Here is a 20,922-nt window from a genome sequence, read left to right on the forward strand (position 1 = left end):
ATGTATACTAAAATATAGTAAACAAAAAAAAACTCAAGTGATTCACTTGAGGGTTTTTGTTATTTTTCTGCTTTTATGGTATTATTTAAGCTATTCTTTTGATTTTTTTGACGCTCTTTTTCTTCGTCAGATAATTTATCTTCAAGATTTATTTTCACATCATTCAGCATTTCTTTGAATTTTTCAGGTTGCATCATATAATATTTGTAACTCTCAGAAAATTGATGAAATGTGATATCATAATTTTTCATAATATCTACCGCATCTTTTGCTAAATCGATACTTTGATCTTGATTTTGAATAGGAAACATCTGCAATCCTTGTTGACTAATATATAAATCAGTAAGAATATCAATCATTTCAGATTTACCGATGAGATCTTTTGGTTTGTCGTAATTTTTTGGTGCGCAACTAAAAATACTCAAAAAAATCAGTGATAAAAAGATCAAGTTTTTCATAATTTGCCAAATATTTTTCTTAATCGTAACGAAATTACACCAAAAACGGCTTCTCCAATAATATCAGAACTAATTTTTGATTCGCCTAAAGTTCTGTCTGTAAATATAATTGGAACTTCTTTTAGTGTAAATTTTTTAATCCAAGTTTTGTACTTCATTTCAATCTGAAATCCATACCCTTTGAATTGTATTTTATCCAAATCCAGAGACTTCAACACGTTTGCTCTATAACCAACAAACCCTGCTGTAGCATCATGAACAGGTAATCGCGTGATGATGCTCACATATTTCGACGCAAAATAAGACAATAAAACTCTGTTCATTGGCCAATTCACAACATTTACACCATTAGAATAGCGTGAGCCAATAGCTAAATCGGCACCATCTGCTAAAGCTTGGTATAAGCGAGGTAAATCATTTGGATTATGCGAAAAATCGGCATCCATTTCGAAAATATATTCGTATTTATTTGCTAAAGCCCACTTAAATCCATGTACATAAGCGCGTCCTAAACCATCTTTTGTGGTACGAATTTCTAAATGCAAACGTCCATTAAACTCAGGAATCAAACGTTTTACAATATCATTCGTTCCGTCTGGAGAACTGTCGTCAACAATAAGCACATCAAATGCTCCGTCAACAGCCAAAGCTGCACGAATAATGGCTTCTATGTTTTCTTTTTCGTTATAGGTCGGGATAATAACTAATTTGTCCGACATAAATATTATTTTGTGGGCATAAAGATAGTTATAAGATTGTTAGTCTTTTGTATTTTTGAAAAAATTATGAAAACAAACGATTTAATCTCGATAGGAAAAAATACACTTGGCAATGATACTGTTCTTATTGCTTTGACGGTGTGTTTGTTATTGGTTTGTGCAGCAAAATACTTGTTTGCGAAAAATTTCAAAACGCTAGATAATAAAACCGAATACATGAGTTTTACAGATGATAATACGACGTTATTTAGTTTTATTGTCAATGGTGTGACGGTTTTACTGATAAGTTTGTTGTTGGTTTCGTATTTTGATATTACGTATAATCATATTCCAAATTTTAAGTTTTATTATCTTTCACGTGTCGGAATTACCTTTGGTTTAATCAGTTTGATTATGCTCTTTAGGTTGATGATTGAGGTAATTTTTTATCGTGTTTTCTACGAATCTAGTTCTGTTTCATATTTTATGAAAAGTTCGAGTTTTGTTAATGCAAAAAATGTTTTACTCTTACTTATTATTTGTTTTTTGTTTTTTTACACACAAATTAACAAAGATTACTTGATGGTGATTGGCTTTATTTTGTTGTTTTTGAATAGAATATTCGAAATTTATCATATATATGCAAAACAAATAAGTGACAATAAATCAGTTTGGTATTATAATATTTTGTACCTTTGCACCCTAGAAATTTTACCTATAATGGTATTAGCAAAACTATTAATTGTAGGTAAAGTAATCTAAAATTACTATGAAAGTTAAATCAATATTAGTATCTCAACCTAAGCCTCAGGCAGAAAACTCGCCATACTACGAGATTGAAAAAAGAAATAAAATCAAAATTGATTTTAGACCATTTATCCAAGTTGTCGGAATAGACGCTAAAGAAGTAAGACAACAAAAAATTGACTTTAGCAAAGTGACTGCTGTAATTTTTACAAGTAGAAACGCTATTGATCATTTTTTTCGTTTAGCAGAAGAAATGCGCTTTACTGTTCCTGACTCTATGAAATATTTTTGCGAATCAGAAGCAATTGCATTCTATTTACAGAAATACATTGTTTACAGAAAACGTAAAATTTATATTGGAGAAAAAGTTTTTGCGGATATGGTGCCTTTATTTAAAAAGCACAAAGACGAAAACTTCTTATTACCAGCATCTGATGTTTTAAAACCAAATGTTCCTACTTTATTAGATAGTTTAGGATTAACTTGGCAAAAAGCAACTTTGTTTAGAACTGTATCGAGTGATTTATCTGATTTGTCTGATGTAAAATACGATATTTTAGTATTCTTTACACCTTCAGGAATCAAATCATTATTTGAAAATTTCCCAGATTTCGTGCAAGAAAATACAAGAATTGCCGTTTTCGGAAAATCGACAGTAGATCAAGCAAAAGAGATGGGATTACGTGTAGACATTGAGGTGCCAACACCACAAACGCCTTCAATGACAATGGCGTTAGATAAATACGTGAAAGAAGCAAATAAATCAAAATAATATTCGCTTTACCCTTCTCTCTAATTAAAAAATATGTAAATTAAAGAGATGGAAAAAAGATGGGAAATAAAAGAACAGCCCAATACTGAAGTTGTTAAGGATTTAAGAGAATCGCTTAACATATCTGAGGTGCTTGCTATTTTATTAGTCCAACGTGGAATTACGAATTTTGCTCAAGCCAAATCGTATTTTAATCCATCCTTAGACGAATTGCATGATCCTTTTTTGATGAAAGGAATGTCTGATGCGGTTTCACGTATCAAAAATGCAATTGATGATGAAGAAAATATCTTAATATTTGGAGACTACGATGTAGATGGAACGACAGCTGTAACTTTGTTTTACGAATTTCTGACTTCTATCTACTCGAAAGTCTTTTTTTATATTCCAGACCGAAATAATGAAGGTTATGGAATCTCTCAACAAAGTATAGAATTCGCTGTACAAAATAATATTTCACTTGTTATTGCTTTAGACTGTGGGATTAAAGCACACGAAGAAATAAAATATGCACAATCAAAAGGCATAGATTATATTATTTGTGATCACCATTTACCAGATCGTTCTGTGCCAAAAGCGTACGCTGTTTTAGATCCGAAACAAAAAGGTTGTCGCTATCCTTACAAAGATTTGAGCGGTTGTGGCGTTGGGTTTAAATTGGTACAAGCTTATACCGAGAAATTTAATCTTCCGAAAGAAAATCTTTTATCTCTTTTAGATTTAGTTGCAGTAAGTATTGCGGCTGATATTGTTCCGATTACAGGAGAAAATCGTGTATTGGCTTTTGCTGGTTTGAAACGATTAAATTCAGAACCTCGTTTAGCTTTTCAGCAATTAATTCCGACTAATATTAAAAATAATGTCAATATTTCGAATGTTGTTTTTTCTATTGCGCCAAAAATTAATGCTGCAGGTCGTATAAAACACGGTTCGGAAGCGGTTCGTTTTATGTTGAGTACAGATGAAGAGGATTGCCGTAAATATTTGAATGATATAAATTCATTAAATAATGAACGCAAAACCTTGGATCTTGATATGACACATGATGCACTTTTTCAACTGGATCAAATTAATACCAAAGAAAAATATTCGACCATTGTTTACGATGCTTCTTGGAATAAAGGAGTAATCGGAATTGTTGCTTCTCGTTTGGTCGATTTGTATTATAAACCAACCATTGTTTGCACGAAGAATAATGAAGGCGAAATTGTATGTTCGGCTCGCTCTATTCAAGAGTTTGACATACATTCGGCAATCGAAAAAAACAAAGATTTGTTAACACAGTTTGGTGGACATATGGCTGCTGCTGGTTTGGCAATGAAAGAAGAAAACTTTGAAGAATTCAAGATTAGATTTGATCAAACAGTGAAAGAAATGTCGAATGGAAAACATTTTACGCCATCAATTTTGATCGATAAAGAGATTTCTTTTAAGGATATGACACGTTCTTTCTTGGAATCGGTGATGCGAATGGCGCCTTTTGGACCAGATAATATGAATCCTGTTTTTATTTCGAAGGATTTATTAGCAACGGATTTCCGATTAGTTGGTAAAGAACACGCGCGTTTGTACGTACATCAGCGAGATACACGTATTACGTTTCCTGCAATTGGTTTCAAATTAGGGAAATTTGGACCAAAATTAGAGAAAGGACAATCGTTTGATATGGTTTACACAATCGGAATGAATTATTGGCAAGGAAAAGGAACTTGGCAATTGAATATCAAAGATATTCGCTTCAACGATTAATGATGTCCTTCTATAACCAAAACCATTTCACCTTTTAAATTTCTTTTTTCAGCTATTTCGGCTAATTCAGTTAATGTTCCGCGTAAAGTTTCTTCAAATTTTTTCGAGATTTCGCGTGATAAACTTGCTTTGCGTTCAGCTCCAAAAGCTTCGGCTAAATCTTTTAATGTGCGTCCAATTTTATGTGGAGATTCGTAGAAAATCATCGTTTTCTTTTCTTCTACTAATGAATCTAATTTCGATTTTCGACCTTTTTTCACAGGTAAAAATCCAACAAAAGTAAATTCATTATTTGGTAATCCAGAAACAACTAATGCAGGAACAAAAGCGGTTGCACCTGGTAAACATTCGATTACGATATTATTTGCTACACATTCTTTTGCTAATAAATAACCTGGATCAGAAATACCTGGAGTTCCGGCATCAGTAATAATCGAAATGATTTGACCATCTTTTAGCTGACGAATAATATCTTCAGTTGCTTGATGCTCATTGTGCATATGGTAGCTACGCATTGGAGTAGAAATTTCGAAATGTTTCAGTAAAATACCACTATTTCGCGTGTCTTCTGCCAAAATCACATCCGATTCTTTTAGCACATCAACCGCTCTAAATGTCATATCTCCCAAATTTCCGATTGGCGTCGGAACCAAATATAATTTTCCACTCATGCGACAAAGTTACAAAGTAATTTCAAAAGAAAAAGCCAGCAAATTAGCTGGCTTCCTATATTATTTCAAAATATCTGCTAAATCTGCAATATCTTCAGCCGAAACTTTGTCCAAAATTTTGTCTAAATCTGTTCTAGGAATATCTAATTTCGAATCGATAACCAATACATTTCGTAAACCGTTAATTCCAAAAATCATTTTCTTAACTCGTCCGCCATCTTCTTGTAATGAAATGTTCAAACGGCTGTCTTTCGCTTTGAATTTTACTAAGTTCTCATATTTTTCACCACGCATAGATGACTGCAAATCATTCATGATTCTTTTTTGCTTTCCTTGTCCAGCATCTGAAACAACAAAAACTTTAGCCGATTTTAAATAATTAAATAAATCTGTTCCACCAGCTTTTCCAGCTAATTTCAACGCAAAAGAAGGTAAAGGAATTACAGTAGATTGATTATCATATTTTTTGTAGAATTCTTGCATGTTGCTTGTTGTACCGCAAGATTGCAATGTTAACAATACTGCTATAAAAGATAAACCGATTATTTTTTTCATTGTTGTTGTGTTTATAAATTAGAAAAAGCTATTACAACTCTCGTACCGAAAATTATTAAGTTTAAAAATATTCAATAATTCCTAAAACCAAATAGACAATTGAAGAAATTATCAGGAAAAATCCTATTATAATTCCACCTATTAATCGATTATAAGCTAAAACTTTAAAACCGTCTTTTAAATGGTCTAATTTATTTTCTCTTTTTACTGCATAATCAATTCCAAATTTAGGTTTCGATTTTTTATTTTTATAATATGGATAATAGAAAGGAGATATAAATATTAACATTCCTAGACCTAATAAAAAACCAACTAAAGCTTTTTCTAAATACTCATTTTCCATTACAAATAACTTTTTATCATTTCCAAAATTGATTCATCATCCAAACCAACGATTTCTTCTAATTCGGTAATCGAAGCGTGTTCGATAAATTCGTCTGGATAACCGTTGATTGTAATATTTCCTTTGTAATGTATTGAATTCAGAAACTCTAAAATTCCACTTCCAAAACCTCCTTTTTTAATCCCATCTTCAAAAGTTAGTATGGTAGAATATTTCAACGAAATAGCTTTTAAACGAGATTCATCTAAAGGTTTGATAAAAGGAAAATCAATCAAAGCAACTTTATCTTGAAGATGATTTTGGATGATAATTTCTTCGATTCGAGAACTAATCAATCCAGTCGAAAGAATTGCTAATTGATTTCCTTCAAAAATAATTTCAGATTTACCGATTTCTATTTTTTCGACTTTAGAATTACTTGTTTGGATATTATTTTTTGGATAACGAATTGCAAAAGGACGAGTTGTAAACTGTGCTGTATACAATAGATTTTTGAAATCTTTTTCGTTTCGAGGCGAAGACACAATCATATTTGGAATTTCGCGTAAATATGCTATATCAAAATAACCATGATGCGTTGCGCCATCTGTACCAACGAATCCTGCACGATCAATACAAAACACAACTGGTAGATTCTGTAACGCTACATCGTGTATCACTTGGTCGTAGGCACGTTGTAAAAATGTCGAATAAATCATACAATACGGAATGGTGTTTTGCGTCGCCAGACCAGCTGCAAACGTTACCGCATGTTGTTCTGTAATTCCGACATCAAAAACTCGTTTTGGGAAATCTTGATGACATTTTACTAAATTGCTTCCTGTTAACATAGCAGGCGTTATGGCTACAATTTGTGAATTATTTTCAAGTAATTGATGCATGGTTTTTCCAAAAACATCTTGATACGATTTTTCTTTTTTCTTCGATTTTATTTCACCCGTTTCTTTATCGAACAAACCAGGAGCATGCCATTTTACTTGATCGATTTCGGCTTGTTCGTAACCTTTTCCTTTTGTTGTTTTGATGTGTAAAACTTTTGGACCTCTGATTGAATCAGCTTTATTGAAAGCATTCAGTAATTCATCAAAGTTGTGCCCATCAATTGTTCCGATGAAATTTAAACCAAAATTGGTAAAGATATTTTCGGATTGATTTTCTAATGATTTAAAATGTTTTTTCAAACCACCAACCGAAGGATCAATTCCGATATCATTATCATTCAAAATCACTAAAACATCCAAATCTGTCGATCCAAGGTGATTCAATGCTTCTAAACTCATTCCAGAAGTAATTGATGCGTCACCAATAATTGCAATATGTTTTCTATTGATTTGATTGATTTTATCTGCTGTTGCCATCCCAACAATTGCTGAAATAGATGTAGAAGAATGTCCCGTTCCAAATGTATCAAACTCACTTTCTGTACGCGTTGGAAAACCAGAAATACCATCTTTCTGACGAAGAGAATCGAAAATTTGTTGACGACCAGTCAAAATTTTATGTGGATAACATTGATGACCTACATCCCAAATCAACAAATCTTTAGGTGTATTGTAGTGATAATGTAATGCAATCGTTAATTCAATCACACCCAAACTAGCACCTAAATGTCCTGGTTTTACACTCAAAGTATCCAAAATAAACTCGCGCATCTCGTGAGCTAAAGCAGTTAATTGAGACGCTTCAAAAGTCCTAAGTTCCTTAGGATGATTGATTTTTGAAAGTAGATTATCCATTATTCTTTTACAAAATTACATTTTTCTGAGGAATTTTCCGTACCTTTGCATGTTACAAAATTTAATGTAACATGTTCCAAATAGGAAAAACCCTTGTATCTGAAGAACTACTAAATGAAGATTTTGTTTGTAATCTTAACAAATGTAAAGGGATTTGTTGTGTAGAAGGTGACGCAGGAGCGCCTTTGAATGATGACGAACTAACTGTATTAGACGATATTTATGAAGATGTAAAACCTTATTTGCGTCCCGAAGGAATTGCGGTGATTGAGCAAGAAGGTAAATACACAATGGATACTGACGGTGATTGGGTAACTCCATTAGTCAATAATCGCGAATGCGCCTATTTAGTTTTCGAAGAAAATGGTTTTTCAAAATGCGGTATTGAAAAAGCATACGAAGACGGAAAGGTCGATTATAAAAAACCAATTTCTTGTCATTTGTATCCAGTTCGTGTTAAGGAATATTCAAATTTCACTTCTGTGAACTATGATGTATGGGATATCTGCTCAGATGCTTGTACCTTAGGAAAAGAATTGAAAGTGAATGTTGCAACATTTGCAAAAGATTCGTTGGTCCGAAAATTTGGACAAGAATGGTACGATGAATTAATGGACATTCAACAAGAATTAAACAACCAAAAAAAGTAAAAAAAAAATTATTATGTCAATAACAAGAGCAAGAAGATCTACTGACGCTATTGAAAGATTATATATCTCTATGCGTCATTTATTTCATAGAGGAGTGTACCGTCCATCTGGTGCACCTGGAAAAATATTAAGAAATTTATTATTCGAAATTAATCCTGAAATCTACGGATCAATGACAGATCCAAACAAAGTAGAATTAAGTGGATTAATGTATGTTTTAGATCGTTTACCAGAAGGAATTGTAGAAACGCCATATGTGTCTTTTACATCTGACGAAGGCTATGATCGTTCTATTTTTACACCAATTATTCCTGCAAAACGTCGTCGTTTTTGTTATAGAATTGATGATGACCAGATGAATATCGAAATTTCTCGCGGTCGTTCTGACATTTATGATGTGTTAACGCACTTAACGTTTTTATATAACGAAGCGGATAAAATCAGAAATAGAGCATTTAGTAACGAAACACTTTCTAAAAGTAGAGCGTGGGAATTTATCGAAAATGTTGCATTTAATGAAGTTGAAATTTCTCGAAAAGAACGCGAAGTTGCTTTGATGCATTTATCGACGATTTTAGGAAGAACATTTGAAGAAACACAAGAAATTCATCATTATTTCAGTAAAGCAGACGACAAAGATTATTTTTTCCGTGTAGTTTATTGGATGGGCTATACTAGCCAACAAGATCGTATCGGAACAAAGAAACGTGAAATTACATTTACGTCAACTTTACGTGAATCGATTGGTCATCATATGATTGGAGAAAAATGGGCGAATGAAATCAAACGTGTATTATTCGAAAATAATCTTCAAGATAAAAACATTCACATTATTTCTGCTAATATGCATAGTGTGTCTAACATGTTGTATGCCTATGATGGATTAAAAAGAAAATACAAAAATGATGGTGTAGAAATTTACGAAGATTTGAGTGCGGCAAACAACAAAATGTTGCGTGATTCGTTAAATGAATACACTCAACAAAATGGTTTAGTTTACATCAAAGATCAATCAGGAACAAATATCGATGTTCAGATTATTGATTTATCTAAAGTAAACATTGCCAATTCTGCGTTTTCTTATGCAAAAGATAAGAACAATGAGGTGATTATTGTAATGGATTATGCCTTTGGTGAGCAAGCATTTGAGGCGATGGATGAGTTGTTGAAACCATACAAAGTAGGAGATGTAAAATTCAAAATGAATGTAAAATCTGTTGCGATTATGGGTAAAGCTGGTATTCTTGAAGGAATAAAAGGTGATATAATGATTGCGACAGCACACGTTTTCGAAGGAACAACAGATAATTATGTTTTTGATAACGAATTAACCGCTGCAGATTTCGAAGGACAAGGTTTAGGTGTTTACGAAGGACCAATGATTTCGGTTTTAGGAACATCATTACAAAATAAAGACGTTTTAGAGTATTTCAAAAATTCGTCTTTCCAAGCGATTGGATTAGAAATGGAAGGTGCGCATTATCAAAAAGCGATTCAGGTTGCGTCAAAAATTAGACATCACATTGATAAAGATGTTAAAGTAATGTATGCTTATTACGCTTCTGATAATCCGTTAGAAACAGGAAGTACATTGGCTTCTGGAGGTTTAGGATTAACAGGTGTAAAACCAACTTATCTAATCACACAAAAGATATTAGAAAAAATTATTAAATAAATTCAATGAAGAATTTTTCCATTTTAGGCTACGGTCATATTGGACGTGTACATCAACAAGCGATAGAAGAAACGGAAAATGCGCAATTAATTTCGGTGATTGATTTCAATTTACCAGAAGATTTACCTTTCAAAGGTTATTCAACACTTGAAAGTTTTCTGAACGAAGATCAAGAAACTGATGTTGTTGTGATTGCTACGCCAAATGGTTTGCACCGCGAACATGCGATTCGTTGTTTAAAAGCGGGAAAAAATGTTTTGATTGAAAAACCAATTGCATTAACTGTAGAAGATATTACTGAAATACTGAAAGTTGCTGACGAAAAGAAACTTAGAGTTTTTACGTCGATGCAGCTTCGTTTTTCTCCAGTTGTGCAATATGTAAAGAATTTGATAGATAATAATTCATTAGGGAAAATTTTCATGGTGAATATTAATTGCTATTGGAATCGTAACAAGAATTATTACAAGTTGCGTGAATGGCACGGAAACCAAGAAATGGATGGAGGTGTTTTATTTACTCAATTTTCGCATTTTGTTGATATCATGAATTTTTGGTTTGATGAGGTAATTTGTACAAATTCAAAAAGTTTCAATTTTACGCATCAAGAAGTGACAGAATTTGATGATTCGGGTTGTGTTGATTTTACTGCCGATGGAGCAATCGGACATATGATTTATACAACGTCAGTTTTCAATAAAAATTTCGAAAGTAATATCACGCTTATTGCTGAAAAAGGAACAATAAAGATTGGAGATCAATATCTTAATCAAATGATTTATTCTGATTTAAAAAATGTGTGTTGTTCAAACAAAATTTCTACTGAACAAAAGAATTTTCATCCTAACGCCATTGCCGAAATTTCTGACGCGTTAATCCGTCATAATGAATCTTTGTTAGATGGAAAATATGCTGTAAATTTAGTCAAGTTTATTTCGGATGCGAATCATTTGGCAACAGAAAATAAGCAAGAACTTAAAATAGAAAACTATGAAATTTCACACTCGTAAATGGGTAAAACCAGAAGATCTTAACCCAAACAAAACACTTTTTGGAGGAAAGCTTTTGGCTTGGATTGATGAAGAAGCGGCGTTGTATAGCATTGTGCAATTAGAAAATTCGCATGTTGTGACCAAATATATGTCGGAAATCAACTTTATGGCTTCGGCTCGTGAAGGTGATATTGTAGAAATTGGAATTGAAGTGGTGAAATTTGGAACAACTTCATTGGTTTTACAATGCGAAGTACGTAACAAAATGACGCATGAAACCATTATTACAGTCGATCGAATTACGATGGTAAATTTAGATGCAGAAGGAAAACCAAAACCACACGGGAAAACACAAATAGAATATGTGGTGGATCGTTTAGCTGGAAAAGGTTAAAAAATTATATCAATAAAAAAGTCGAAACATTGTTTCGACTTTTTTATTTTATTCTGTAATAAACAACGATTTTAATTCGTGTGCATCAGCAGGATTCATTCTGCCAGCCAAAATCAAACTTAATTGTTTACGACGCAAAGCAGCTTCATAACGCTCGATTTCTTGTTCAGATTCTGGAATTAATTCAGGGACTTGAACAGGTTTATTATCATTATCAACGGCTACAAATGTATAAATACCGCTATTTGTTTGGTTATAAACACAATTTTCGTAATCGTAAACATAGACATCAACATACACTTCCATCGATGATTTGAATGCGCGAGTTACTTTAGATTCTAACTTCACTGTACTTCCCATCGGAATCGGAATGTTAAACGCAACGTGATTGACACTTGCTGTTACAACCAAAAAACTTCCACCATGCATTTTCGCAGAAATAGAAGAAATTCTGTCCATAGAAGCCAATAATTCGCCTCCGAACATGTTTCCTAAGTTGTTGGTTTCATTCGGTAAAACCAAGTTTGTCATTACTGCTAACGACTCTTTTGCTGTTTTTGCTTTCGCCATAAACTTTTGTTTGTTGGGTGCAAATTTCAACAAAATATTCGAGTTTTGAAACAGTTATTATCGTTGTGTTAAGTATTTGTAATTGAGTTTTTTATTAAATCAATAAAATTTTATAGTTAAAAAATGTTAATATAGATTATTGTATTATTTCAAGTCTTACATTTGAACAGAATTATGAAAATGTTTATCACATACTTGCTGTCTGCTTTATTTCTGCTATTTTTTGCGGAAACTAAAGTGTTTGCGGGTACTCAACATTTTCAAGGAAATTTAACTTCGCAGACAGTTGTTAACGATAATACACATATTTATCACGCAAGTAAAATTGTTGAAACTAAATTTTCTAAAACTTCAAATTCAAATCAATTTCAAGAATTTAATCCAAGTATCGAAACGATTGATGATGATTTTCAGACATCAAACAAAATCGATTTAGAAACTTGTATCAAACTATTAAGTGTTGTTCTGGTTTTAAACTTTATGATTCAAGGTTTAAGAAAGAAGCACATCTTCTACAATAAAACCATCAAATTTTCGAGTTGTAAGTACATTTTGTTACGTACAATCAGAATTTGATTGATTTCTTAAATTTTTAAAATTACACCAAAAATTAGTGTTCAGTTCATGAATAGCTGAATGTTAACCAATTTTTGTATGTAATATTTTTTGGTAAAACTACTTCTGCCAAGAAATCCATTTCATCAAATTTTACATTTAATAGTTAGAAGAATTATGAAAAGAGTCGCATTATTTGTAGCTCTAAGTACTGTATTGTTGACAACAAGTTGTTCATCAAAAAAACAGGAAAAAGAAGAAGTGAAAGATTATCCAATCACAACGCCAATCAAAATGGATACGATTGTAGATAAGGATTATGTAGCCCAAATTCAATCGGTACGAAACATCGAAATTCGTGCGCAAGAAAAAGGTTATTTGCAAAAAGTTTTTGTGGATGAAGGTCAACATGTACAAGCTGGTCAATTGTTGTTTCGCATTATGCCTTCGATGTATCAAGCCGAATATTTAAAATCGAAAGCTGAGGTAAAAGAGGCACAAATTGAATTACAAAATTCAGCAACTTTGGCTGATAATAATGTCGTTTCTAAGAACGAAAAAGCCATTGCGCAAGCACGATTAGAAAAATCGAAAGCAGAAATGCAATTGGCTCAATTACATTTATCATTTACAGATATTCGTGCACCATTTTCTGGTGTTATTGATAGAATTCCTATGAAATTGGGAAGCTTGATTGACGAAGGAATGTTATTAACAAATTTATCTGATAACTCATCAATGTTTGCTTATTTCAACGTTTCTGAACCTGAATATTTAGATTATCAAACAAATATTCAAGATAGAGCGAATAAACAAGTTTCGTTGATTATGGCGAATAATAAACCTTTACCAGAAAAAGGTTTGGTAGAAACGATAGAAGGAGAATTTAACAACGAAACAGGAAATATTGCGTTTCGTGCACGTTTTGCAAATCCAAATCATCTGTTAAGAAATGGTGAAACAGGGAAAGTAAAAATGACAGTTCCGTTACATGATGCTTTATTAATTCCACAAAAAGCAACCTACGAAATTCAAGATAAAACCTATGTTTTTGTAGTAGATAAAAATGGTGTTGTCAAATCGAGAAATATCACGATTGGTCTAGAAATGCCTGATGTTTATGTGGTAGAAAGCGGACTTTCGGAGAAAGATAATATTTTGTTAGAGGGTGTTCAGAAAGTGAAAGATGATGATAAAATCAAAACGAAATTTATTGCACCAAGAAAAGTTCTTTCATCGTTGAAATTAAAATCAAACTAATCTAAAAAATTCAAAGTTATGTTTGATAAATTTATTCGAAGACCCGTTCTATCGATTGTCATTTCGTTGATTATAGTTTTCTTAGGAATTCTATCATTAGTCAAATTACCCGTAACGCAGTTCCCTTCAATTTCGCCACCAAAGGTGAATATTACAGCGGAATATCCGGGTGCAAATAATGAATTATTAATCAAATCGGTGGTAATTCCATTAGAACGTGCGCTAAATGGTGTTCCAGGAATGAAATATATTACATCTGATGCTGGGAATGACGGTGAAGCGTCTATTCAAGTGATATTTGATTTAGGAACTGATCCCAATATTGCAGCTGTAAATGTGCAAAACCGTGTTTCTTCGGTTGTCAATAAACTTCCGCCTTTAGTAGTTCGCGAAGGAGTGAAAATTACACGCGAAGAATCAAACATGTTGATGTACATTAACTTGTACAGTAACGATCCAAAAGCTGACCAACAATTTTTATATAATTATGCAGATATCAATATTTTATCTGAGTTGAAACGTATTAATGGAGTTGGAGATGCAGATATTTTAGGAAACCGAGAATATGCAATGCGTGTTTGGTTAAAACCAGATAGAATGCAAGCCTATAATATTTCTGCGGATGATGTGATGAAAGCGTTGGATGAACAAAGTATTGAAGCTTCGCCAGGGAAAACAGGGGAAAGTTCTGGAAAACGTTCAGAAGCTTTTGAATATGTATTAAAATATTCAGGTCGATATAACACAAAAGAACAATATGGAAACATCATTTTAAGAGCAAATCCTGATGGAGAAATCTTACGTTTAAAAGATGTTGCTGATATAGAATTCGGAAGTTCGATGTATGATATTTACTCAACATTGAACGGAAAACCTTCTGCCGCAATTGTGATAAAACAATCGTACGGAAGTAATGCGAGTGAAGTGATTAAAAATATCAAAGCATTAATGGCTGATCTTAAAGAGAATAATTTACCAAAAGGAATGGATTACGAGATTTCATATGACGTTTCGAAATTCTTAGATGCTTCAATGGAAAAAGTGGTACATACACTTTTTGAAGCTTTCGTTTTAGTTGGGATTGTTGTGTTTTTATTCTTAGGTGACTGGCGTTCTACATTAATTCCTGCGTTGGCGGTTCCTGTTTCTTTGATAGGAACTTTTGCTTTAATGAGTTTCTTTGGAATTACATTAAACTTGATTTCTCTCTTTGCTTTAGTTATGGCGATTGGAGTTGTTGTCGATGATGCGATTGTGGTGATAGAGGCTGTTCACGCGAAGATGGAAGAGAAAAATCTTTCGCCTTTACGAGCGACGGAAGAAGCAATGCGTGAAATTAGTGGAGCAATTATCGCAATAACATTTGTAATGGCAGCCGTGTTTATCCCAGTTGCGTTTATGTCTGGCCCTGTTGGTATTTTTTATCGTCAATTTTCGATTACGATGGCGACATCAATTATTTTATCAGGAATTGTTGCCTTAACGCTTACACCAGCTTTGTGTGCAATGATTTTGAAAAATAATCATAATCAACCAAGAAAGAAAACGATGCTAAATAAATTTTTGTTGAAGTTTAATAATTTGTTCAACAAAGGATCTTTTAAATATGAAAAAGTTTTAACCAAAACAGTTAACAAACGCACTGTTACATTCGGATTTTTACTAGCATTTTGTGCTGGAGTTTTCTTTTTGAATAATAGTTTACCTTCTGGATTTATTCCAAACGAAGATCAAGGAATGTTTTATGCGATTATTCAAACACCTTCAGGTTCTACGTTAGAAAGAACAAATGAAGTTTCTCAAAAATTACAAAAAATAGCGGAAGGAATTGATGGCGTTTCATCAGTTTCATCTTTGGCTGGTTATGAGATTTTGACAGAAGGAACAGGAGCAAACTCTGGAACTTGTTTGATTAACTTGAAAAGTTGGGACGAACGTTCTAAATCTGCTGAAGAAATCATCAAAGAATTAGAAGAAAAAACTGGGAATATTAATGGTGCAAATATCGAATATTTTCAACCACCATCTGTTCCTGGATATGGTGCTGCAGGAGGTTTCGAGTTGAGATTGTTAGATAAAGCGGGTAGTGGAGATTATCATAAAATGGAAGAAGTGAGCCGTGATTTTGTAAAAGAATTAACTCGTCGTCCAGAATTGAGTTCTGTATTTACATTTTATAGTGCTTCTTTCCCTCAATATGTCTTGAAAATTGACAATGATATTGCCGAACAAAAAGGAGTTTCGATCGAAAATGCGATGGATAATTTATCAACATTAGTTGGTTCTAATTACGAAACAAGTTTCATCAAATTTGACCGACCTTATAAAGTGATGGTACAAGCTTCGCCAGAATATCGTGCGTTACCAGAAGATTTATTGAAATTGTATGTGAAAAATGATCAAGGTGAAATGGTTCCATATTCAGCTTTCATGAAAATTGAAAAAGTATATGGATTATCAGAAATTACGCGTCACAATATGTATAATGCAGCAGAAATTAGTGGTACGCCAGCACCAGGTTATAGTAGTGGACAAGCGATTGCAGCGATTAATGAAGTAGCTAAAAATACATTGCCTCGCGGCTTTGGAATTGATTGGGCAGGAATCTCGAAAGATGAGGTTTCTCGTGGAAATGAAGCGGTGATTATTTTCGCCATTTGTTTAATTTTCGTTTACATGATTTTAGCAGCACAATACGAAAGTTTTATTTTGCCTTTACCAGTTATCATTTCACTACCAACAGGGATTTTCGGAGCATTTTTCTTCTTGAAATTATTAGGATTAGAAAATAATATTTATGCACAAGTTGCAATGGTGATGTTGATTGGACTTCTCGGTAAAAATGCGGTGTTGATTATTGAGTTTGCAGTACAAAAACATAACGAAGGTTTATCAATTGTAAAATCAGCGATTGAAGGTGCGGGTGTTCGTTTCCGTCCAATTTTGATGACATCATTTGCGTTTATTGCAGGTCTTATTCCGTTGGTTATTGCTTCTGGTCCGGGAGCAGTAGGAAATAGAACAATTGGTACTGCTGCTGCAGGCGGAATGTTGTTCGGAACTATTTTCGGGTTGTTTATTGTACCCGGTTTATATGTTGCGTTTGGCGCTTTGGCGGATAAAATGCAATTGGTGAAATATGAAGATGAAAATCCTTTAACAGAAGAAATCACGGAAGATGAATAAAAATAGTTTAAAAAATATAATTGCAATAAGTCTTTTTGGACCGATGATTTGGAGCTGTAAAACTCCTGCGGTAAGCAAAGAGATTGAAAATCATCAAGCACCAAAAATTCCAGAAGCTTATCAAAATGTGCAAAATGATGATGCACCAAGTTCTGGGTTGACGCCTTGGAAACAATTTTTTACTGATCCAAATTTGGTCGTTTTGATTGAAGAAGCGTTAAAAAATAACCAAGAATTGATGATTACACTTCAAGAAATTGAGATTTCTAAAAATGAAGTGTTGTACAAAAACGGAAAATTATCGCCAAATGTTTCAGCAAATGCAGGAATTGGAGTTGAGAAAGTTGGTCGTTATACAAGTCAAGGTGCTGGTGATGCTTCGACTGAGATAAAACCCGGGAAAGAAATGCCTGATCCTTTGATGGATTATGCGATTGGATTGAGCGCTGATTGGGAAGTTGATATTTGGAAAAAATTACGTAATTCGAAAGATGCTTCGATTGCGCGATATATATCAACGGTAGAAGGAAAGAATTTTGTTTTGACAAATTTAATTTCAGAGATCGCATCGTCTTATTATGAATTATTGTCTTTAGATAGTCAATTGGAGTTAATTCATCGAAATATTGAGTTACAGAAAGAATCACTTCGTGTAGTTAAAATTCAAAAGGAAGCAGCGCGTGAAACTGAATTAGCGGTGAGGAAATTTGAAGCAGAATTATTAAAATCAGAAAGCGAAGAGTTTAATATTAAACAAGATATTACGGAAACCGAGAATAGGATTAATGCTTTATTGGGAAGATATCCGCAAAAGATAAAACGTGATGGTTCGTCATTTATGGATTTGATTCCACAAACAGTGCATGCAGGAATTCCTTCTGAATTATTATCAAATCGTCCTGATATCAAACAAGCAGAATTAGAGTTAAAAGCTTCTGCTTTAGATGTGAAAGTGGCTCGTGCAGAGTTTTATCCGTCACTTAATATTTCTGCGGCTTTAGGACTAAATGCGTTCAAACCATCTTATTTGGTAAAAATGCCAGAGTCTATTTTATATTCGTTGGCTGGAGAATTAGCTGCGCCTTTAATCAATAAAAGTGCGATAAAAGCGGAGTTTAATACAGCAAATGCTCATCAAATACAAGCGTTGTACGAATATGATAAAACGATTTTAAATGCTTATTTAGAAGTGTCAAATCAAATGTCGAAGATTAATAACTTAGAACAAAGTTATTCGTACAAAGATAAACAGGCGAAAGCACTTGTAGAATCTATTGATATTGCGAATCAGTTGTTCAAAAATAATCGTGCAGATTATCTAGAAGTGTTAACAACTCAACGTGATTTATTGGATGCAAAAATGGAATTAATCGAAACAAAAGAAAAACAATTAAGTACAGTTGTCGCTATATACAAAAGTTTAGGTGGTGGTTGGAAGTAGTTTTCATATTCATTCTAACAAAGAAATAAGCTGCCTTTTGGGCAGCTTATTTCGATTTATATTGTATTAAAAAATGATTTAATTTTCAGTTCTAACCCAAGTTCCAGGAGACTTTTTATTCACATCATTCATATATTTTTGCGCGTCTTCTATGTTATTGAAGCTGCTATATGTAACATAATAATAGCGACCTTTTACATAAGAAACTCCTGCATCTTTGTAACCTTGTTTTTTCAATTCTCCAACCAAACGATCAGCATCTTCTTGACGTTTAAGCGAAGCCGCAATTACTTGATATTTTTTATTGTTAGATTTTGAAGTTGTTTTAGTTGCAACTTCTTTTTTGTCCTCAACTTTCTTTTCAGCTGTTTTAGGAGCTTCAACTTTCGTTAATTTTTTTGTTTCTGTTTTTACAATTTCTTTTGTCGAAGGCTTTTCCTTTACAATTGCCGTAATCTCCTTTTCAGTTTCATTCAGTTTCGTTTCCTTTACAACTGTAATTTCAACTTTTTTAGGCGTTTCAATTGTATCTGTTTTCGTTACCGTTTCGGCAATCTGATATTCAACTAAAGAAGGCTCAGCAATCGTTTGCGGCATATTATACACATCGTATTGCACTGTAGGTTTTTCAGTTTTGGTTGCGTCATCTTTACCAATCATTGGTAAAACCAAACCGCTCCATTGTTCTGTTACGAATTCTTGTACGGGTTGCGGCGTATTAAAATATAGGAAGCCACCAACAATAATGGGAATTAATGAGGCTGCGGCTAAAAATTTTGACATGTGTTTGTTAGAGGTTTTAGTTTTAGACGAATCTAAAATGTAATTGGCTTGTAAATTTGAAAGACCATAAGCGGCGATGAAATAATTTTGAGCATTTTCTGGTTTGAAGTCAATTTTTCCAGCGTCATTAAATTGTAATGATCCGATATTTTGTAAGGTTAAAACTTTTCCATTTTTCAAATGTTCTTGCCAAAAATAAACTTGTTCATTCAAAAATGTTTGCGCATTTTCAAAAGACATTGGCTCATCTTCTACAATTTTATTCACCAAAACACCATCACTTTTTGTTAAAGTTGTATTGAAAGAAAGCTCTTTTCTTGGTGGAATAAATGTGTTTGTTTGCTCGTCAAACGCCACATTAGCATTGTTTGAGATAAACGCTCCAAAGTTTGGAACGATTACACAATCGTGCTGAAATAATAATTGACTAATATGCTCTTCTAACCTCATACTACGAAATTAACATTTTTTTTAGATTTAGCAAAAAATAAATACTTAAAATTCTGCTTAGTTGGTTTAATATTAGTAATTTAACAAAATGCAAACCGATTTACCATATATTTTAGCACTTTCTTTTCAGAAAGGAATTGGCGATATCACAGCTCGAAAAATTATTCAATTTTTTGGTTCAGCACAGGCTGCTTGGAATTGTAAACCAAAAGATTTGCTGCAAATTTCGGGAATTGGACAGCAAATAAGCAAAGATTTTGGGAATAAAAAATGGTTAGATTTAGCTTTTAACGAAATAGAATATTGTAAAAATAATCAAATCAATATTTTAACTTTTTATGATGAAGCTTATCCACAATTCTTAAAAGAATGTATTGATGCACCTTTGGTGATTTTTTGTAAAGGAAGTTTAGAATTTAATCAATTCAATAACAAAAAGATTTCGATTGTTGGTACGCGAAAAATGACTAATTATGGACGAAATTTTATTACTGAATTAATCGAAGGTTTAGCAGATTTTGATGTTACAATTGTTAGTGGATTAGCGTACGGTTGCGATATAGAAGCACATACAAATGCGCTCAAAAATAATGTTGCAACATGGTCGGTAATGGGAACAAATTTTGAACGAATTTATCCTGCTACTCACAAAAAAATTGCGATTGAAATTTTACAAAAAGGAGGTTGGATAACGGAGCAACCAAGTTTTAAAATTGCTACACCTGAAGCTTTTTTGCAACGAAATCGGATTATTGCAGGCTTATCAGATGTTACAATTGTGGTAGAATCTGCTTTTAAAGGTGGAAGTTTGGTGACTGCAAAATTTGCAAATGAATATAATCGAGAAGTGTTTGCTTTGCCAGGGAAATCAACGGATGCGTTGAGTATTGGGTGTAATTATTTGATAAAATCTCATCAAGCTTATTTGGTCGAAAATTCGAAAGATATTATTGATTATTTTAACTTCAATTCGAAGAAGAAACCAAAACAAATAGATTTGTTTATTGAGTTTTCTAATGATGAAAATTTAATTGTAAATTATCTCAAAACCAATGGAAAACAACATATTGATAAAATGTCTTTTGACTTAAATTTGAAATCCTACGAATTGATGCCAGTTTTATTAGATTTAGAATTGAAACAAATAATTTCTACTCTTCCAGGTAAATTTTATGATTTATTGTAACAAGCAATACAATTTTTAGCAAGTTATTTTGTTATAAATTACAGTATTTTT

The 20,922-nt window shown here is 32.8% G+C and carries 20 protein-coding genes; 12 read left to right on the forward strand and 8 right to left on the reverse strand.

Annotated features, from left to right (window positions below):
- Window positions 1-59: 59 nt before the first annotated feature.
- On the reverse strand, window positions 60-458 hold the full coding sequence (locus tag B3792_RS05490; protein WP_286495291.1) for a DUF4296 domain-containing protein: 399 nt from the start codon (window positions 456-458) through the stop codon (window positions 60-62).
- Window positions 455-1,177, reverse strand: coding sequence for a polyprenol monophosphomannose synthase (locus B3792_RS05495; protein WP_280037302.1), 723 nt, complete (start codon window positions 1,175-1,177; stop codon window positions 455-457). Before B3792_RS05495 ends, B3792_RS05490 begins: the two co-directional genes overlap by 4 nt.
- Before the next feature lie 66 nt (window positions 1,178-1,243).
- On the opposite strand from B3792_RS05495, the gene B3792_RS05500 reads away from it, so the two are divergent.
- Genes B3792_RS05500 through recJ form a run of 3 tightly spaced genes read left to right on the forward strand, consistent with a single transcriptional unit; the run spans window position 1,244 to window position 4,424 of the window.
- Window positions 1,244-1,918 (forward strand): DUF4271 domain-containing protein, encoded by a 675-nt coding sequence (locus B3792_RS05500; protein ID WP_221854394.1) that lies wholly within the window; start codon window positions 1,244-1,246, stop codon window positions 1,916-1,918.
- Window positions 1,919-1,925: 7 nt separating this feature from the next.
- Window positions 1,926-2,675, forward strand: coding sequence for a uroporphyrinogen-III synthase (locus B3792_RS05505; protein WP_019974792.1), 750 nt, complete (start codon window positions 1,926-1,928; stop codon window positions 2,673-2,675).
- 48 nt (window positions 2,676-2,723) lie between these two features.
- Entirely contained in the window at window positions 2,724-4,424 is a 1,701-nt protein-coding gene (gene recJ, locus B3792_RS05510; RefSeq protein ID WP_221854393.1) for a single-stranded-DNA-specific exonuclease RecJ, read from the forward strand.
- Here recJ and rsmI read toward each other — a convergent pair.
- The 4 genes from rsmI to B3792_RS05530 form a co-directional block, all read right to left on the reverse strand.
- On the reverse strand, window positions 4,421-5,095 hold the full coding sequence (gene rsmI / locus B3792_RS05515) for a 16S rRNA (cytidine(1402)-2'-O)-methyltransferase (protein WP_221854392.1): 675 nt from the start codon (window positions 5,093-5,095) through the stop codon (window positions 4,421-4,423). The two genes, recJ and rsmI, sit on opposite strands and share 4 nt — an antisense overlap.
- Before the next feature lie 60 nt (window positions 5,096-5,155).
- Window positions 5,156-5,650: a DUF4252 domain-containing protein gene (locus B3792_RS05520; protein WP_038336746.1), complete on the reverse strand. Its 495-nt coding sequence runs from the start codon at window positions 5,648-5,650 to the stop codon at window positions 5,156-5,158.
- 61 nt (window positions 5,651-5,711) lie between these two features.
- Window positions 5,712-5,993, reverse strand: a complete 282-nt coding sequence (locus B3792_RS05525; RefSeq protein ID WP_219034042.1) for a hypothetical protein — start codon at window positions 5,991-5,993, stop codon at window positions 5,712-5,714.
- Entirely contained in the window at window positions 5,993-7,729 is a 1,737-nt protein-coding gene (locus tag B3792_RS05530; RefSeq protein WP_291047966.1) for a 1-deoxy-D-xylulose-5-phosphate synthase, read from the reverse strand. The genes B3792_RS05525 and B3792_RS05530 overlap by 1 nt, the downstream gene beginning before the upstream one ends.
- A 71-nt stretch (window positions 7,730-7,800) precedes the next feature.
- On the opposite strand from B3792_RS05530, the gene B3792_RS05535 reads away from it, so the two are divergent.
- Genes B3792_RS05535 through B3792_RS05550 form a run of 4 tightly spaced genes read left to right on the forward strand, consistent with a single transcriptional unit; the run spans window position 7,801 to window position 11,440 of the window.
- Window positions 7,801-8,379 (forward strand): DUF3109 family protein, encoded by a 579-nt coding sequence (locus tag B3792_RS05535; RefSeq protein WP_219034044.1) that lies wholly within the window; start codon window positions 7,801-7,803, stop codon window positions 8,377-8,379.
- 13 nt (window positions 8,380-8,392) lie between these two features.
- Window positions 8,393-10,054, forward strand: coding sequence for a DUF6909 family protein (locus B3792_RS05540; protein WP_125349979.1), 1,662 nt, complete (start codon window positions 8,393-8,395; stop codon window positions 10,052-10,054).
- Between the two features lie 5 nt (window positions 10,055-10,059).
- A complete protein-coding gene (locus tag B3792_RS05545) occupies window positions 10,060-11,064 on the forward strand; it encodes a Gfo/Idh/MocA family protein (protein ID WP_219034045.1) in 1,005 nt (334 codons plus the stop codon).
- Window positions 11,045-11,440, forward strand: a complete 396-nt coding sequence (locus B3792_RS05550) for an acyl-CoA thioesterase (protein WP_038336752.1) — start codon at window positions 11,045-11,047, stop codon at window positions 11,438-11,440. Before B3792_RS05545 ends, B3792_RS05550 begins: the two co-directional genes overlap by 20 nt.
- A 48-nt stretch (window positions 11,441-11,488) precedes the next feature.
- On the opposite strand, the gene B3792_RS05555 is transcribed toward B3792_RS05550, so the two are convergent.
- Window positions 11,489-12,010, reverse strand: a complete 522-nt coding sequence (locus tag B3792_RS05555; protein ID WP_219034046.1) for an acyl-CoA thioesterase — start codon at window positions 12,008-12,010, stop codon at window positions 11,489-11,491.
- Window positions 12,011-12,190: 180 nt separating this feature from the next.
- On the opposite strand from B3792_RS05555, the gene B3792_RS05560 reads away from it, so the two are divergent.
- From B3792_RS05560 to B3792_RS05575, 4 genes are all read left to right on the forward strand, one after another.
- Entirely contained in the window at window positions 12,191-12,586 is a 396-nt protein-coding gene (locus B3792_RS05560; protein WP_125349977.1) for a hypothetical protein, read from the forward strand.
- Between the two features lie 156 nt (window positions 12,587-12,742).
- The gene (locus B3792_RS05565) at window positions 12,743-13,825 is read left to right on the forward strand and encodes an efflux RND transporter periplasmic adaptor subunit (protein ID WP_219034048.1); all 1,083 of its coding nucleotides are present in this window, start codon (window positions 12,743-12,745) and stop codon (window positions 13,823-13,825) included.
- Window positions 13,826-13,843: 18 nt separating this feature from the next.
- The gene (locus B3792_RS05570) at window positions 13,844-17,011 is read left to right on the forward strand and encodes an efflux RND transporter permease subunit (RefSeq protein ID WP_291069070.1); all 3,168 of its coding nucleotides are present in this window, start codon (window positions 13,844-13,846) and stop codon (window positions 17,009-17,011) included.
- Window positions 17,004-18,452: a TolC family protein gene (locus B3792_RS05575; RefSeq protein WP_291069072.1), complete on the forward strand. Its 1,449-nt coding sequence runs from the start codon at window positions 17,004-17,006 to the stop codon at window positions 18,450-18,452. Before B3792_RS05570 ends, B3792_RS05575 begins: the two co-directional genes overlap by 8 nt.
- A gap of 78 nt (window positions 18,453-18,530) precedes the next feature.
- Here B3792_RS05575 and B3792_RS05580 read toward each other — a convergent pair whose 3' ends face one another.
- Entirely contained in the window at window positions 18,531-19,685 is a 1,155-nt protein-coding gene (locus B3792_RS05580) for an SPOR domain-containing protein (protein WP_291069074.1), read from the reverse strand.
- Window positions 19,686-19,773: 88 nt separating this feature from the next.
- On the opposite strand from B3792_RS05580, the gene dprA reads away from it, so the two are divergent.
- Window positions 19,774-20,871, forward strand: a complete 1,098-nt coding sequence (dprA, locus tag B3792_RS05585) for a DNA-processing protein DprA (protein ID WP_286495283.1) — start codon at window positions 19,774-19,776, stop codon at window positions 20,869-20,871.
- Window positions 20,872-20,922 lie beyond the last annotated feature (51 nt).

The sequence above is a fragment of the Empedobacter sp. UBA5924 genome (genome assembly GCF_002431085.1).
In the GTDB taxonomy this organism is placed as follows: domain Bacteria; phylum Bacteroidota; class Bacteroidia; order Flavobacteriales; family Weeksellaceae; genus Empedobacter; species Empedobacter falsenii_B.

Bases quoted from the DNA above. Each gene is read 5' to 3' on its own strand.
- B3792_RS05555 (WP_219034046.1), bottom strand. From the start codon at position 12,010: ATGGCGAAAGCAAAAACAGCAAAAGAGTCGTTAGCAGTAATGACAAAC.
- B3792_RS05565 (WP_219034048.1), top strand. From the start codon at position 12,743: ATGAAAAGAGTCGCATTATTTGTAGCTCTAAGTACTGTATTGTTGACA.
- dprA (WP_286495283.1), top strand. From the start codon at position 19,774: ATGCAAACCGATTTACCATATATTTTAGCACTTTCTTTTCAGAAAGGA.
- B3792_RS05535 (WP_219034044.1), top strand. From the start codon at position 7,801: ATGTTCCAAATAGGAAAAACCCTTGTATCTGAAGAACTACTAAATGAA.
- rsmI (WP_221854392.1), bottom strand. From the start codon at position 5,095: ATGAGTGGAAAATTATATTTGGTTCCGACGCCAATCGGAAATTTGGGA.
- B3792_RS05550 (WP_038336752.1), top strand. From the start codon at position 11,045: ATGAAATTTCACACTCGTAAATGGGTAAAACCAGAAGATCTTAACCCA.
- B3792_RS05575 (WP_291069072.1), top strand. From the start codon at position 17,004: ATGAATAAAAATAGTTTAAAAAATATAATTGCAATAAGTCTTTTTGGA.
- B3792_RS05490 (WP_286495291.1), bottom strand. From the start codon at position 458: ATGAAAAACTTGATCTTTTTATCACTGATTTTTTTGAGTATTTTTAGT.
- B3792_RS05540 (WP_125349979.1), top strand. From the start codon at position 8,393: ATGTCAATAACAAGAGCAAGAAGATCTACTGACGCTATTGAAAGATTA.
- B3792_RS05495 (WP_280037302.1), bottom strand. From the start codon at position 1,177: ATGTCGGACAAATTAGTTATTATCCCGACCTATAACGAAAAAGAAAAC.
- B3792_RS05570 (WP_291069070.1), top strand. From the start codon at position 13,844: ATGTTTGATAAATTTATTCGAAGACCCGTTCTATCGATTGTCATTTCG.
- B3792_RS05500 (WP_221854394.1), top strand. From the start codon at position 1,244: ATGAAAACAAACGATTTAATCTCGATAGGAAAAAATACACTTGGCAAT.
- B3792_RS05520 (WP_038336746.1), bottom strand. From the start codon at position 5,650: ATGAAAAAAATAATCGGTTTATCTTTTATAGCAGTATTGTTAACATTG.
- B3792_RS05505 (WP_019974792.1), top strand. From the start codon at position 1,926: ATGAAAGTTAAATCAATATTAGTATCTCAACCTAAGCCTCAGGCAGAA.
- B3792_RS05580 (WP_291069074.1), bottom strand. From the start codon at position 19,685: ATGAGGTTAGAAGAGCATATTAGTCAATTATTATTTCAGCACGATTGT.
- B3792_RS05545 (WP_219034045.1), top strand. From the start codon at position 10,060: ATGAAGAATTTTTCCATTTTAGGCTACGGTCATATTGGACGTGTACAT.
- recJ (WP_221854393.1), top strand. From the start codon at position 2,724: ATGGAAAAAAGATGGGAAATAAAAGAACAGCCCAATACTGAAGTTGTT.
- B3792_RS05530 (WP_291047966.1), bottom strand. From the start codon at position 7,729: ATGGATAATCTACTTTCAAAAATCAATCATCCTAAGGAACTTAGGACT.
- B3792_RS05560 (WP_125349977.1), top strand. From the start codon at position 12,191: ATGTTTATCACATACTTGCTGTCTGCTTTATTTCTGCTATTTTTTGCG.
- B3792_RS05525 (WP_219034042.1), bottom strand. From the start codon at position 5,993: ATGGAAAATGAGTATTTAGAAAAAGCTTTAGTTGGTTTTTTATTAGGT.